This window comes from Streptomyces sp. NPDC127097, assembly GCF_042724075.1.
In the GTDB taxonomy this organism is placed as follows: domain Bacteria; phylum Actinomycetota; class Actinomycetes; order Streptomycetales; family Streptomycetaceae; genus Streptomyces.
Genome location: NZ_JBHXFI010000002.1, coordinates 19,818 through 33,343, shown reverse-complemented (window position 1 = coordinate 33,343; position 13,526 = coordinate 19,818). Strand labels below are relative to the sequence as shown.

At 72.3% G+C, this 13,526-nt stretch carries 15 protein-coding genes; 2 read left to right on the top strand and 13 right to left on the bottom strand.

All coding sequences use genetic code 11. From position 1 onward, the window contains the following. Window positions 1–7: 7 nt before the first annotated feature. From ACFWJW_RS02055 to ACFWJW_RS02035, 5 genes are read right to left on the bottom strand one after another with little or no spacing between them, the layout of a single operon-like run. On the bottom strand, window positions 8–1,294 hold the full coding sequence (locus ACFWJW_RS02055) for an MFS transporter (protein WP_387233544.1): 1,287 nt from the start codon (window positions 1,292–1,294) through the stop codon (window positions 8–10). Then, window positions 1,291–2,421, bottom strand: coding sequence for a mandelate racemase/muconate lactonizing enzyme family protein (locus tag ACFWJW_RS02050; RefSeq protein ID WP_387233541.1), 1,131 nt, complete (start codon window positions 2,419–2,421; stop codon window positions 1,291–1,293). Before ACFWJW_RS02050 ends, ACFWJW_RS02055 begins: the two co-directional genes overlap by 4 nt. After that, a complete protein-coding gene (locus ACFWJW_RS02045) occupies window positions 2,418–3,569 on the bottom strand; it encodes a PLP-dependent cysteine synthase family protein (protein ID WP_387233539.1) in 1,152 nt (383 codons plus the stop codon). Before ACFWJW_RS02045 ends, ACFWJW_RS02050 begins: the two co-directional genes overlap by 4 nt. Next, window positions 3,566–4,417, bottom strand: coding sequence for a Rossmann-like domain-containing protein (locus tag ACFWJW_RS02040; protein WP_387233537.1), 852 nt, complete (start codon window positions 4,415–4,417; stop codon window positions 3,566–3,568). The genes ACFWJW_RS02045 and ACFWJW_RS02040 overlap by 4 nt, the downstream gene beginning before the upstream one ends. Next, on the bottom strand, window positions 4,414–5,670 hold the full coding sequence (locus ACFWJW_RS02035) for an ATP-grasp domain-containing protein (RefSeq protein ID WP_387233534.1): 1,257 nt from the start codon (window positions 5,668–5,670) through the stop codon (window positions 4,414–4,416). Before ACFWJW_RS02035 ends, ACFWJW_RS02040 begins: the two co-directional genes overlap by 4 nt. Before the next feature lie 166 nt (window positions 5,671–5,836). Here ACFWJW_RS02035 and ACFWJW_RS02030 point away from each other — a divergent pair, with 166 nt between their 5' ends. Beyond that, window positions 5,837–7,324, top strand: coding sequence for an alpha/beta hydrolase (locus ACFWJW_RS02030; RefSeq protein ID WP_387233531.1), 1,488 nt, complete (start codon window positions 5,837–5,839; stop codon window positions 7,322–7,324). Window positions 7,325–7,382: 58 nt separating this feature from the next. On the opposite strand, the gene ACFWJW_RS02025 is transcribed toward ACFWJW_RS02030, so the two are convergent. Beyond that, a complete protein-coding gene (locus tag ACFWJW_RS02025) occupies window positions 7,383–7,547 on the bottom strand; it encodes a hypothetical protein (RefSeq protein WP_387233528.1) in 165 nt (54 codons plus the stop codon). 80 nt (window positions 7,548–7,627) lie between these two features. Next, entirely contained in the window at window positions 7,628–8,449 is an 822-nt protein-coding gene (locus tag ACFWJW_RS02020) for a LysR family substrate-binding domain-containing protein (RefSeq protein ID WP_387233526.1), read from the bottom strand. 58 nt (window positions 8,450–8,507) lie between these two features. Here ACFWJW_RS02020 and ACFWJW_RS02015 point away from each other — a divergent pair, with 58 nt between their 5' ends. Continuing rightward, a complete protein-coding gene (locus ACFWJW_RS02015; protein ID WP_387233524.1) occupies window positions 8,508–8,912 on the top strand; it encodes a DUF5997 family protein in 405 nt (134 codons plus the stop codon). 123 nt (window positions 8,913–9,035) lie between these two features. Here ACFWJW_RS02015 and ACFWJW_RS02010 read toward each other — a convergent pair whose 3' ends face one another. The 6 genes from ACFWJW_RS02010 to ACFWJW_RS01985 all read right to left on the bottom strand — a co-directional run bounded on the left by ACFWJW_RS02010 (window position 9,036) and on the right by ACFWJW_RS01985 (window position 13,487). Next, window positions 9,036–9,656, bottom strand: a complete 621-nt coding sequence (locus ACFWJW_RS02010; protein ID WP_387233521.1) for an L-threonylcarbamoyladenylate synthase — start codon at window positions 9,654–9,656, stop codon at window positions 9,036–9,038. Between the two features lie 102 nt (window positions 9,657–9,758). Beyond that, window positions 9,759–10,652, bottom strand: a complete 894-nt coding sequence (locus tag ACFWJW_RS02005; RefSeq protein ID WP_387234344.1) for an aminoglycoside phosphotransferase family protein — start codon at window positions 10,650–10,652, stop codon at window positions 9,759–9,761. An 85-nt stretch (window positions 10,653–10,737) separates the two neighbouring features. Further along, window positions 10,738–11,595, bottom strand: coding sequence for a class I SAM-dependent methyltransferase (locus tag ACFWJW_RS02000; protein WP_387233519.1), 858 nt, complete (start codon window positions 11,593–11,595; stop codon window positions 10,738–10,740). Between the two features lie 26 nt (window positions 11,596–11,621). Then, on the bottom strand, window positions 11,622–11,966 hold the full coding sequence (locus ACFWJW_RS01995) for a VOC family protein (protein WP_387233516.1): 345 nt from the start codon (window positions 11,964–11,966) through the stop codon (window positions 11,622–11,624). A 1-nt stretch (window position 11,967) separates the two neighbouring features. Continuing rightward, the gene (locus ACFWJW_RS01990; RefSeq protein WP_387233513.1) at window positions 11,968–12,144 is read right to left on the bottom strand and encodes a CopG family transcriptional regulator; all 177 of its coding nucleotides are present in this window, start codon (window positions 12,142–12,144) and stop codon (window positions 11,968–11,970) included. A gap of 131 nt (window positions 12,145–12,275) precedes the next feature. Beyond that, window positions 12,276–13,487 carry a cytochrome P450 gene (locus tag ACFWJW_RS01985; protein WP_387233510.1) on the bottom strand — a complete coding sequence of 404 codons (1,212 nt, stop codon included), beginning with the start codon at window positions 13,485–13,487 and terminating at the stop codon, window positions 12,276–12,278. Window positions 13,488–13,526 lie beyond the last annotated feature (39 nt).

Genomic DNA, 13,526 nt, shown 5'->3' with positions numbered 1-13,526 from the left:
GGTGGGGTCAGGTCTTTGCCGTCGTCGTGGGCGCCGCGGCGGCCGGGGCCGGGTCGGTGGCGGGCTCCGGCAGACCGCGCAGCCGGTGCAGCCAGGCGACACCGGCCGCGGAGACGAGGCCGAAGCCCAGGCAGCAGGCCCACGGCAGCCACTGCGTACGGGTGTGCTCGCCGGTGTCCATGGCCCAGCCGACGACGGTGTTGCCCACCGCCGCGGCGATACCGGAGACCACGTAGAACAGTCCGAAGTAGGTGCCGGTGAGTTCGGCGCGGCCGAAGGCGGGGATCAGCTCCAGCACGAACGGCTGGGCGACCATGACGCCGAGGTAGAGCAGCAGTGCCCCGGCCAGTACGGGCAGTGCGCGCAGCACGGCGTCGCCCGGGCCGCCGGACGGCGCCCCCAGACCCGCGACGGCCATCGGCGGGACGAAGGCGAGCCCCATCAGGCCGAGGCCGGCACTGATCCACCGCGCCCGGTTCCCGCGCTCCTTGAGGGCGCGGGTGATCCGCATCTGGAGCAGGAGGTTGGCGACGGTGCCGATGAGGAAGACCAGACCGGCCGCGCCGTCCCAGCCGGTGGCCCGCCGGGCGCCGTCCGGCAGCAGCAGATACAGCTGGTTCTGCATGGTGAACATGCCGACCATGGCCAGTGCGAAGGCCAGGAAGACGCGGTTGCCGAGGACTTCGCGCCAGTCGCCGAGGACGCTGTTGGTCGCGGGGGCGACCTCGGAGGCGGGCAGTACGACGGCCTGGGCGACGGTGAGCAGGGCGAAGATCGCGGCGGCGGTGAGCGCGGAGACCCGGAAGTCGACCAGCAGCAGGACGCTGCCGAGCAGCGGCCCGATCAGGGCGCCGGTGGTCGCGAAGACGTTGAAGAGGGCGAACGCCTCGGCCTTGCGGGTGCCCGCCTCCTGTGCGAGGTAGGCCCGTACGGCGGGGTTGAACAGCGCGCCGGCCAGTCCGCTGAGCACGGATGCCGCGATGAGGACGGCCAGACCGTCGCCGAGCGCGAAGAGGCCGAAGCCGACGGTCCGCAGCGCGCAGCCGGCGATGATGACGCGCCGCGCGCCCAGCCGGTCGGCGGCCGAGCCGCCGATGAGGAACAGGCCCTGCTGGCTCAGGTTGCGGACGCCGAGGATGATGCCGACGACCGCGGCGGACATGCCCAGGTCTTCGCCCAGGTGCACCGCGAGGTACGGAATGAGCAGGTAGAAGCCGGTGTTGACGCCGAGCTGATTGATCAGCAGCAGGCGGATGGCGAGCGGGAAGCGACGCATCTCGTGCCAGGTCTTCACTGTGCCGCCTCCCCGTCACGGCCCGGAACCGGCGCCTGCCGGCCCGCCGTCTCCCGGCCGGCCGGCTCCTCGCCCGGTGGTGCTGCGCCGTCTACCGGCCGTACGCCCAGGCCCGGTTCGCGGCCGGCGCGTACGGTGCCGTCCGTGCCGCCGATGCCGGTCCAGGGGTCGTGGGCGAGCAGCAAGTGGCCGTCCAGGTCCGTCCATCGGGCCCGGTCGGCGAGGTGGACGGCCGGGGCGAGACCGAGGGTGCTGGCGGTCAGGCAGCCCAGCATCAGTGCGGTGCCGCTGCCGGCGAGCAGGTCGGCGATGCGCAGCGCCGCGGTGACCCCACCGCACTTGGCGAGCTTGACGTTGATGCCGTGCACCCGCCCGGCCAGCCGCCGGGCGTCCTCGAAGCCGACCGCGTCCTCGTCGGCGATGACGGGCAGCGGCGAGCGCTCGGCGAGTGCGGCCAGCGCCTCCGGGTCGCCGGGGGCGAGCGGCTGCTCCACCGCCTCGACGCCGAGGCCGGCGTAGCGGGGCAGCAAGGAGTCGGCCAGGGCCGGGCTCCAGGCGCCGTTGGGGTCGAGCAGCAGCCGGGCGTGCGGTGCGGCGTTGCGGACCGCCAGGACGCGGTCCAGGTCGTCCTCGGGGTCCGGGGCACCGGCCTTGATCTTGAGGACGGAGAAGCCGCGGCGGGTCAGCCGGCGTGCCTGCTCCGCGGCCGCCCGGTACGAGGTGATGCCGATGGTGCGGGCGGTGGCGGCGTGCGGCGCTTCCGGGGCGCCGAGCAGCCGGTGGACGGGGACGCCGGCGCGCTTCCCGACGAGATCGAGCAGGGCGGACTCCACGGCCGCGGTCACCGCTGGAGGCGTGCCGGGCGAGGGCAGTTCGCCCGCGCTCAGGGCGTCGAGGGCGCTCTCGGGGGTGGCGCAGCGGGCGAGTTCCCGCCCGGCCTCGTGCAGCAGCCGGCCGAGGCGGGCGGCGTCCAGGCCGTAGTACGTGCTGGTGACGGCTTCTCCGTAGCCGCGCATGCCTTGGTGCTCGACGGCGAGCCATATGGCATCGCGGGCCGCCATCGTGGAGCGGGAGATCCGCAGCGGCTCGGTGAGTTCGAGTCGTACGGTGCGCTGGCTGACCTTCACGGGGCTTCTTCCCAGGTGGTGGGGCGGGCGGGGTGGTGCGTGGCGGCGGGCAGCGCGGCGGGCGGGCGTCCGCTCCCCGCGCCCGGGGGCACGAGCGGGTCGGTGACCGTCCCGCACCGGGTCCATCCGGTCGCCTCCGCGGCCGTCGGGTGCGGGATCTCGACCGGGCGGCTGGCGGCGGTGGCCAGGTCCAGGCCGTGGGCGGTGGCGAAGTCGTCGTCGAAGACGCTGTTGAGGTAGCGCTGGGGCCCGTCGGGGAAGACGGTGGCGACGACGGCTCCGGGGTGGACGCGCGCGGCCCATGCGGAGACCAGGGCGACCGCGCCGGTGCTCCAGCCGCCGCTGACGAAGTTGCCGGTGGCGAGCCTGCGGCAGGCGTCGGCGGACTCGGCCGGGCCGACCCAGTGCACCTCGTCGAAGGCGTCGTAGGCGACATTGCGGGGGTGGATGCTGCTGCCCAGGCCCCGCATCAGCCGGGCCCGGGCGGGCTGGCCGAAGATCGTCGAGCCGGTGGCGTCCACCCCGATCAGCCGCAGCCGCGGCCAGTGCCGGCGCAGCGGACCGACGACGCCCGCGCTGTGGCCTCCGGTGCCGACGCTGCACACCAGGACGTCGAGGTGGTCGAGTTCGGCGGCCATCTCGGCGGCGAGGGAGGCGTAACCGGCGACATTGTCGGGGTTGTTGTACTGGTCGGGCCAGTACGCGCCGGGCAGCTCGGCGAGCAGCTGCCGCAGCCTGGCGAGCCGGGCCGCCTGCCAGCCGCCCTCGGCCGCCGGCCGGTCGACGAGTTCGAGCCGGACCCCGTGGGTCCGCAGCAGCCGGCGCATGGCCGGCTCCAGCTCGGTGTCGCCGACCAGCACGACCGGATGGCCGAGTGCCTGACCCGCGAAGGCCAGACCGATGCCGAGGGTGCCGGAGGTGGACTCCACGACGGGGGCGCCGGGCCGTAGTTGGCCGCGCTCCCGGGCGCCGAGCAGCATGGACACCGCGGCCCGAGCCTTCATACCGCCCGCGCCGAGTCCTTCGAGCTTGGCCCAGAATCCGGGGTGCGGGCAGGGGAGGTCGGTGGTGACCCGGGCGAGCGGTGTGCGGCCGAGCAGGCCGAGGAGCTCGCGGTTACCGGTGAGATGCCGGACGGCCGTGGTCACCGGGCGGCTCCGGGTGCGTCGGCGCGGTAGCGGTGGAGGGTGCCCGGCCCGCCGTCGAGCCAGAAGAACGGGTACGGCTCCGCACACACCGCGCTCACCCCGGAGCCGAGGAACCGCGGCAGCACCGCACTGCCCGTCTGGGCGAACATCACCAGCGGCTTGCCGTGGCGCAGGGCGTGCTCCCGCAGCGCTTCGAAGCTGCCGTTGCCGAGCGTCATCCCGGAGGCGAGCACCGCGTCGCAGTGCGCCAACTCGGCGAGCGCATCGGTGCGGACCGGCTCGCCCCACTCCGTCGTGCCGCCCTTGAGGTCGCAGGGCACGTACGACAGTCCGCGCGCACGGAGCGCCTCCAGCAGCGAGTTGACCACGCCGACCACGAGCACCCGGGCGCCCGGATCGGCGTCGACCAATCCGGCGACGGCCCGTGCCCTGGCCCGGGACTTCCGCAGGGACGACCCGGCCGGCAGCGACCAGGGCCGGGCGCCGTTCGCGGGGGTGTGCGGGAGTACGTGCATCAGATAGGTGTCGAGGGCGGCCACCTGCACCGGGCGCAGTTCGTGCGCCATCAGGCGGGCCAGGTCCGCACCGACACAGTCCTCGATCGCGGCGTCCGGCAGCTCACCGGGCTCCACCGCGCACGAGCCGACCGCGCCGGCCAGCCGCAGACTCAGCACTTCGTTGCGGTAGCCGCTGCTGCGGCTCTCATGGCGTACGGCCTGCCGGGTGCTGAAGGCGACGGCGACCCGCTGGGTGCGCGGGTCGGGCCCGAAGTCACCGCCGAGGACACGGGCCACGAGGTCGTCGTACGAAGCGGCCGCGGCAGGCAGCTGGGTGGTGGGCGTGGTCATCGGTTCACCACCCGCGGGCGCAGCCCGGACAGCACGGCTTCGACGCACCGGCGCGCGTCCGGGCCCTCGGCGTCGCCGGCCATGACATGTCCCAGGTACTCGTTGTTGCTGCCGGCCGCCCTGACCGCCGTCCCGGGCTCGGCGAGCCGGAGTTCGAGCACTCCGGGCGCGGTGCGCGCGAGGTCCGCGCCGTCGACCTCCTCCAGTACCCCCGGGGCATCCGGAACGAGGAAGCCGATGGCGGCACTGCGCAGCCCGGTGTCGCGTATACGCAGGTCAGGCCGCTTCCCCAGGGCCAGCTCCACCGCGGCGGCGGCGATGTCGACACCGGTGACATGGCGGATCAGTTCGGTGATGCGGTTGCCCGCGGGGCGGGGGTTGACCTCGATCAGACGCGGCCCGTCGGGCGTCAGCTTGAGCTCCGTGTGCGCCACGACGCCGTCGAGTCCGAGCGCATCAAGGGCCTGCCGGGCCGTCTCCCCGGCCGCCGCCGTATCGGCCGCCGGAAGCGCCGCGGGGAACATATGGCCCGTCTCGATGAAGGCCGGTGCCCCGCCGACGCTCTTGTCGGTCACCCCGACCACCTGGGTGCTCCCCTCGAACGTCACGGTCTCGACGCTGACTTCGGGACCGTGCAGCAGCTCTTCTAGGAGGACCACGGGCGCCCGGCGCTGGCCGCGGGCGTTGACGGGGAAGCCCTCGACGGCGCGGTAGGCGCGGGCCAGCTCCGCTTCGTCGTCGACCCGCCGTACGAACATCCCCGCGCACAGGTCGACCGGCTTGAGCACCAGCGGATAGCCGATCTCCGCCGCGGCGGCGGCCGCCTCGGACCGGTCCGCGCAGACCGCGAAGCGCGGCCCGGGGAGCCCGGCATCGGCGAGGGCCCGCCGGGTCGTGTCCTTGCGGCAGGCGTGCTCGACCGCCTCGGGCGCCGGGCCGGGCAGCCCGAGCCGGCCGGCGATCCGCGCGACGGCCGGGAGGTAGTAGTCGCAGGAGGTGATCACACCGTCGAAGCCGAGCGCGGCGTGCAGCCGCTCGGCGTACGGCAGCAGCGTTTCGAGGTCGTTGGTGTCGGCGGTCAGCACATGGCGGGCGCCGAGCAGCGGGTGAGCGGTGCCCTCGGGCGCGGAGCGCAGGTAGTGGTGCAGGTCGCGGGTGAGAAAGCTGAACTCGTTTCCGCCCTCCCGGATCGCACGTGGGAGCAGCCTGCTCATCGCTCCGACCCAGCTCTCGACCATCAGCAGATGAGCCACGGTGTCCCTTCTTCGCAGCGTCGTACGGGCGTGGTGACGGCGGTACTTGACGAAGCGGCGGCCCCTTGGTGAGGCCGTCCGCTTGACCGAGCCACACTGTAAACGATAATCATTTTCATCACCAACCCCCGCGGCACCCTGCGCCGCACTCCCGAATGCGAGACCAGTGATTCCTGCCGTACGCCGCACCGGCCTGCTGTGCGCCCTCACGGCCACCGCCGCCCTGCTCCCGGCCGCCCCCGCGCCCGCCGCTCCCCCACCACCGGCGCTCCGCTTCGGCGCCTGCCCGGACGCCATACCGAAGCCGCCCGCGCCCGAGCACGTGGAGTGCGGCCGGCTGCGCGTCCCCCTTGACCGCAATCACCCGCACGGCAAGCACGTCGACCTCGCCGTATCCCGCGTCCGCGCCTCCGGAACGGCCGCCGAGCGGCGGGGCGTCCTGCTGGTCAACCCGGGCGGGCCCGGCGGATCAGGTCTCCCCTACGCCGTGACCAAGCGCGCCAAACTGCCGGAGCCGGTGCGGCGTTCGTACGACGTGATCGGCTTCGACCCGCGCGGCACCGGCGCGAGCGCACCCGCGGACTGCGGTCCGATGGGCGGCCTCTTCGACAGCCCGGGACCGGACCCGGTGCCGGCGGGGCGGACGGCCGAGCACACCTACCTCGACGGGCTGCGGCGGACCGCCGACGACTGCGCCCGGCACCTCAAGGACGCCCTGCCGCATCTGTCGACCACCGAGACCGCACGGGACATGGACGCCCTGCGCGAGGCCCTCGGCGAGCGCCGGATCGGCTACCTCGGCGTCTCCTACGGCAGCTACCTCGGGGCCGCCTACGCCGCGCAATTCCCGCAGCGGGTGGGCCGGATGGTGCTGGACAGCGTCGTCGGCCCCGAGGAGTGGTACGACTTCGATCTCCTTCAGAGCCGGGCCATGGTGCGCCAACGGGCGGTGTTCTTCGCCTGGGTGGCCCGGCACCAGGAACGCTTCGGGCTCGGTGCCGACGCAGCTGCCGTACGGGCCGCGTACCAGCGGGTGCGGGACGGTCTCGCCGAGCGCCCCGTGGACGGCTTCGGGGCGGCGGAGTTCGACCGCGCCGTCTACCGGGCGCTGGGCCGCACCGAACGCTGGGCGGGCCTCGCCGACGGCCTGCGGACGTATCTGCGCGACGGCACCACCGGCCCGCTGCGCCCGGCGGAACCCTTCGACGGCCCCGCGTCACGCACGTACGAAGCCGCCAACCGCACGGTCAAATGCGCGGACGGACCGGCGCCCTCACCTGCCCGCGTCCTCGCCGACATCCGGCGGCTGCGGCGGCTCGACCCCCAGCCGGTGCTGACCGGGATGGAGACCTCGGTGTGCGCGTACTGGCACCACCGGCCCGCGCACCGTACGCCGCTCGGCAGCCCCGAGGCGCCACCGGTCCTGCTGATCGCTTCCGAGCACGACCCCGTCACCCCCATCGAAGGCGCCCGGGCCCTACAGCGGCGACTGCCCGGCTCCCGTCTGGTCTCCCTCCACGACGACTACTCACACGGGGTGTTCGCCAGCCGGGGCAACGCTTGTGTGGACGAGACCGCCGCGGCCTATCTGACCAACGGCACCGTGCCACGCGCCGATGTGCACTGCACGGGGCCCGGACTGCCCACGCCCTGAGCCGAGTTACGCCCCGCACTGCCCACGCCCTGAGCCCTGTTGCGCGAGGGGACGGCGTTCACCCGCCCCCCGCGCCCACCTCTTCACATATCGCGCAGCGGTCCTTGCCGTCCCAGCCGTCCCACCCGAACACCGCGGGCGACAGGGGCCGCCCCTCCAGCTCGGTGCGCGCCGCCACGCGGTAGGTCCACACCGCTGCGAGGTAGCCCCGTCGGCGGAACAAGTTCCATATGTCCGCGGGGAGTTGGGCCCCAGGGACACCCGCACTCGACCAAGCCCCGCACTCGCCGCGCGGCGCCGGAGCTACGGCCGACGGCGAGGTTTGCCGCGCCTGCCGCCCTTGGGGCCGCCGGAACCGCCCGAACCACCGGAACCGCTCCGGGAACCCTTGCCGCCCGACTTGCCCACCGGCTTTCCTGCCGCCTTGCCCCCTGGCTTGCCGCCCGCGGGCTTCCGCCGTGCGCCGCCCGCCTCGGGGCGCTTGCCCTTCGGCTGCGCCGGGGCCGGAGCCTGCGCGCGGCCGCGGGTGCTGTTCACGGTCCGGCCGCGGACGATGCCGATGAAGTCCTCCACCAGGTCGGTGGTCTCCTCCTGCGGCCACGACAGCGCGACACGCGACGCGGGGGCGTCCGAGACCGGCCGGTAGGTGAGGTCCTTGCGGTGGTGCAGACGGGCGAGTGACTGCGGGACCACGAGGAGACCCACCCCTGCCGCCACCAGCTCGATGGCGTCCGCCGTCGTGGCGGGACGCTCCTTCGCGGGCACCCCCGGCCGGCGCTCCCAGTCGAGGGTCTCGTCGAGCGGGTGCAGCACGATCTCGTCGGCCAGATCCTCCGCGGCCACCTCGTCGACCGCCGTCACGAGGTGATCCTTCGGGACCACGACGACGGTCGTCTCGGTGTAGAGGGGAATCGCGGCGAGATCCGTGCCATCGACCGGCAGCCGCAGGAAACCCGCGTCGGCGCCACCGTCCCGCAGCAGCGCACAGGCTTCGGTGGCGGGCACCGGGATCAGGGTCAGGGGGACGTCGGGCAGCCGCTCGTTCCAGATCCGCACCCATTTCGTGGGCGTCACTCCCGGGACATACGCGAGCCGGAACGACGGGGATGCTTCCGAGCTTGTCACGCCGCCAGGTTACCGGTCGTGGTCGGAGGTAGCGCACATGCTCGATACCCTTGACAGCATGAAGTCGCACCAGACCCCCCAGACGATGAAGCCCGCGACCGCGGCGAAGAAGCTGGGGGTGTACCTCGAGGCCACCCCCGCGGAATTCCAGGAGGGTGTCGTCTCGCGCACCGAGCTGAACGCACTCCAGACCGATCCGCCCGAGTGGCTGGTGGAACTGCGCCGCAACGGCCCGCACCCCCGGCCGGTGGTCGCCGCCAAGCTCGGCGTCTCCATCTCCGGTCTCGCGCGTGGCGGTGTCACCGAAGCCCTCACCACGGAGCAGATCGAGGCGCTGAAGCAGGAAGGCCCCGAGTGGCTGGAGCGGGAGCGCGCCACGCAGGCCGAGGTCCGCAAGGAAGCGGCCCGGATCAAGGAGAAGAAGGCGGAGCGAGGCGAGGAGCCCGGTACCCCGCGCTCCTGATCTCCGCCCAGCAACGATGCCGACCGCGGGCGGGCGAGTACGTATTCGCCCGCCCCGGCCCGGTGGGCGGCGAACTCCACCGGTAGCCGGCCGTCACGACCGCGACACCCTCAGCGAAAGCGGCTACTCGAACCGCGAGGCGTCGCCCGCCCCTCGTCGGACGATCTCGGCGCCGCCGCCGGAGAAGTCGATGACCGTGGTCGGCTCGGTGCCGCAGTCGCCCGAGTCGATCACGGCGTCCACGACGTGGTCGAGCCGTTCCTTGATCTCCCACCCCTGCGTCATCGGCTCCTCCTCGTCGGGCAGGAGCAGGGTGCTGGAGAGCAGCGGCTCACCGAGGTCGGCGAGCAGCGCCTGAGTGACGACATGGTCCGGGATGCGGACGCCGACCGTCTTCTTCTTCGGATGCAGCAGCTGGCGCGGCACCTCCTTCGTCGCGGGAAGGATGAAGGTGTAGCTGCCGGGGGTGGCTGCCTTGATCGCGCGGAACACATCATTGTCGATGTGCACGAACTGGCCCAGCTGCGAGAAGTTCTGGCACACGAGGGTGAAGTGGTGCCGGTCGTCGAGGTTCCGGATCGACCTGATCCGGTCGATGCCGCTGCGGCTGCCCAGCTGGCACCCCAGCGCGAAGCAGGAGTCCGTCGGGTATGCGATGAGCGCGCCGGAGCGGATGCTGTCGGCCACATTGCTGATGGTGCGCCGCTGAGGATTCTCGGGGTGTACGTCGAAATACTTCGCCATCCGTCGAGCCTACGTGATCAGGACTCCCGCCCCCGGACGGCCAGGGCGACGATGCCGGCCGAGGGACGCTGAGAGCGCCACCGCGGCGCGACGTCATCCCACTCACCGCCCGAGCAGCAGCCGCGCGATCGCGAGTTGCTCCTGCTCCAGCTCGTCCTCGCCGTCCTCGATGTTCCACAGCAGGTTCTGTAGCGCCCGCCCCAGCGTCCATGCGACCGCCCGCTGCCGGTCGAGGCCGAGCACCTCGGTCATCAGGTCGAAGCGGTAGCGCACCTCGGACGGGTCGAAGTCATCGGCGAGCGCGGGCATCAGCTCGAAGCCCGGGTCGCCGGCCAGCGGCTTGGGGTCGATGGCGAGCCAGGGCTCGCGGTCCGCGGCGAGGATGTTGTCGTAGTGCAGATCCCAGTGGAGCAGCCGCTCACCGGGTTCATCGACGACCTCGCGCACGGCCGCCGCACAGCTCTTGAGGAGCGCCCGTTCGGCCGGGTCCGCGACGGCACGCACGGCGTCCGGCACCGTGTCGAGCATCTTCCGCGCGACGTCGCCCAGCTGCCGCAGACCGGCGGGCGCGGGCACGGCACACAGCCTTGCCAGCAGCTCGGCGAGGATCCGGATGGCCTCACGGGAGTCATCGAGGGTCGACAAGTGGCGCTTCTCATCGAGGCGTTCGAGCAGCAGGGTGTTGGTGCCCGCGTCATGCTCCAGCAGCCGTACGACGCCCTCGCCGTCCCAGACCCGCAGGGCGACCGGCTCCCCTTCACTCTCCTCGTCAAGCAACTGCATCTTCAGTGCCGCGGGCGTCCCGTCACTCCGCTCCACCGGCAGGACCAGCGCCGCCATCCCGCACAGCGAGGGCCCGGTCGGCTTCAGCTCCCAACGATCCAGGAACTCCGCGGCCCGCCCCGGCAACGCCGCGATGAAGTCGCGACCCGCCGCACCGTTGAACCTGGTCTGGGTGGCAACGAGCTCTTCCGGGATGTCGATCACGCCGTCGATCCTAGGGACGTACCCATGTCGGCGCACAGGGAATATTTGCCGTGCGGCGAGCGGTGAGCACCCTTCCCCGGGCATTGGCGAGCGGTCAGGTGGTGGCCAGCATGAGGTCCTCTCCGCTTGACGGGCGGAGGCCGTCGGTGCGGTCGGCGAAGTAGCGCTCGGCGAGCGCGTCTCCCGACACGTGCCGGGTGTCCGCGAACCCGGCTGCGCGGGCCAGTGCCAGCATCTCGGGTGGCGTGTAGAAGCTGAGGAACGGTGTTCCGGAGGCTTGGGCGCCCGCCTCGCTCGCCCGGAGGCCGGGGCGGTCGGCCTCGGCGACGAGTTCGGCCGGCCGCAGGAAGCTCATGGCGAGCGTCGAGCCGGGTGCGAGTCCGGCGATCTGGCGCCGGGTGGCCGCGGTGGCCTCCTTGGTGAGGTACATGGTGACACCGGTGGAGACGATGACCGCCGGCCGGCCGGCATCGAACCCGGCAGCGGTCAGCTGCTCCAGCCAGTCCTCACTCGCCTCGAAGTCAACCGGTACCAGGTGCAGCCAGTCGGGGATGCCATATCCGAGTGCGACCAGGCGGCGGCGCTTCCATGCCTGGGTGGCGGGCTGGTCGACCTCGAAGACCCGTAGGCGGGCGGCGACCTCCGGCCTGCGCTGGGCAAAGGTGTCCAGGCCGGCTCCCAGGATGACGTACTGGATGATGCCGCGGTCCGCCTGCTCGGCCATCAGGTCCTCGATGAAACGAGCACGGGCCACCATGGCCGCCCGGAATCCTCTGGTGGCCTGCGGGTCCATGTCGGGACGGCTGCGCCAATGGGCGTCGGGGGCCGCCAGCTGTAAGCCGATCTCGTCCTTGAGCACGTGCGGTGGTGGGTCGATCTGAACGTGCAGCGCCCGCCAGAGGGCGGTCCGCAGCGCGGTGTTGTCCGGCGTCTCGGTCTGCTTGCCTGCCATGGTGTCCCCTTCCGTTACCGATGCGGTCAGTTGCCGGCGGGAGCTTGGAGGCTCCACAGTCGCCCGTCGGGGTCGCGGACGGTCATCTCCTGGGTCCCGTAATGGGTTTCCTCGAACGGCGTGACCACCTCGACGGCAGGATCGGGGCGGAACGCGGCCGCGTCCGGCACCTTCAGCACGATCTGCGTCCGGGGCTCCTGGTCCTCGGGGACCTCGGCGATGAAGACGTAGGGCCCGTCGCCATTGCGGAGCCGGCCGGAGTTGTGGTCGGTCGAGAACTCCAGCTCGTAGCCCAGCGTCTGGAAGAACTTCGCCGCCTTGCCCCAGTTGTGGGTCGTCAGGAACACGGCCTCGATTCCTTCGGTCGTCATGTCAGGTCTCCTTCTCCGTCGATTGCCGTTGCCCGTCGGTGTCGTCGAGGTAGGCCCGCAGCGCGTCAGCGACCAGCGCCGACAGCGACATCCCCGACTCGATGGCGCGGTACTTGACCTGCTTGATCAGGCCGATCGGCAGGTACACGTTGAACTGCTTGACTTCCTCATCACTCACGAGGGAATGCTAGCATCCTAGCAAGCTAGGTACCGGGTCAAGGCGTGGCGGCCTGTCGAAGGAGGAAAGACACCCTGACCGACACCGGGGGGCGATGAACGGCGAGCTCGCGCTCTTCGCGGCGCCGCCCCTCAGCCGTGCGCGACGAGCAGGTGCCGGGGCCCGCGCAATACCGGGCTGCGCCGGTACGGCGGCGGGTCCTCGGCCAGGCGGGGTGTGCCGAGGTGGTGGAGGAGTTCGTTCAGGGCGATCTGGGCCTCCAGGCGGGCGAGCGGGGCGCCGAAGCAGCTGTGGATGCCGCTGCCGAAGCCGAGGTGCTGGATGTCCTCGCGGAGCGGGTCGAAGCGGTCGGGGTCAGGGAACCGCTCGGGGTCGCGATTGCCGGAGGCGAGCATCAGGATGAGCGGGGCGCCCTTGGGGACGGTGAGCCCCGCGACCTCGATGTCGGCCAACGGGGTGCGCTGCGGGAGCATCTGTACGGGAGGCTCGTAGCGCAGCAGTTCCTCCACTGCCCGGGGCATCAGGGTGGGGTCGCTGCGCAGACGTGCCAGCTGGTCGGGGTGGCGCAGCAGGGTGAGGACGCCGTTGGTGATCAGGTTGACCGTGGTCTCATGGCCGGCGATCAGCAGCAGCACGGAGGTGGTCATGATTTCGAGCGGGGTGAGCCGGCCCTCGGGGTCGTCGCCGCCGGCGAACGCGGAGAGCATGTCGTCGGACGGATGGTCGCGGCGCTTCTCGGCGAGGTCTCCCAGATACAGCGCCATCGTCTTACGGGCTTCCGCGGCGGCGCGTTGGCGCTCCGCGGGGTCCTCCTTGGGGTTGGGGTCGATGCCGGCGACGATCGCGTCCGACCACTCGCGGAACCGCGGCTCGTCCTCGATCGGTACGCCCAGCAGGCGGCAGATCACGGTGACGGGGAGCGGGTAGGCGAAGTCGTCGACGATGTCGATCCGTTCCCTGCCCTCCAGGCCGGCCAGTAGGCCCTTGACGATGCGGGTGATTTCGCCGTACATGGCATGGATCCGGCCGGGCGTGTGGGGCGGGCCGAAGGACCGCATCGCCAGGCTGCGCAACCGGTGGTGTTCGGGGTCGTCGAGCCCGATGAAGGCCGGCGGGAGTCCCGCGTCACCGGCCTCGGTCTCGTCCGGGACGGTGCGGTTGCGGCGGTCCGAACTGACCCGTGGATCGTGGAGCAGCGCTTCGATCTCGTGGTAGGTCCCGACCAGATAGCTGCCGTCCTCCTGCCGCGCCACCCGATGCTCACGGAGTTCGGCGTAGAGCGGATAGGGGTCGGCGCGGTGGGCGTAGTCGGTGATCCGTTGGAACAAGGTGTCCGCAGCCATGCGCGGGGCTCCTCATCGCTGTCGCTGTGAACTGGCGGT

Bases quoted from the DNA above. Each gene is read 5' to 3' on its own strand.
- ACFWJW_RS02040 (WP_387233537.1), bottom strand. From the start codon at position 4,417: ATGACCACGCCCACCACCCAGCTGCCTGCCGCGGCCGCTTCGTACGAC.
- ACFWJW_RS02015 (WP_387233524.1), top strand. From the start codon at position 8,508: ATGAAGTCGCACCAGACCCCCCAGACGATGAAGCCCGCGACCGCGGCG.
- ACFWJW_RS02010 (WP_387233521.1), bottom strand. From the start codon at position 9,656: ATGGCGAAGTATTTCGACGTACACCCCGAGAATCCTCAGCGGCGCACC.
- ACFWJW_RS02000 (WP_387233519.1), bottom strand. From the start codon at position 11,595: ATGGCAGGCAAGCAGACCGAGACGCCGGACAACACCGCGCTGCGGACC.
- ACFWJW_RS01995 (WP_387233516.1), bottom strand. From the start codon at position 11,966: ATGACGACCGAAGGAATCGAGGCCGTGTTCCTGACGACCCACAACTGG.
- ACFWJW_RS01985 (WP_387233510.1), bottom strand. From the start codon at position 13,487: ATGGCTGCGGACACCTTGTTCCAACGGATCACCGACTACGCCCACCGC.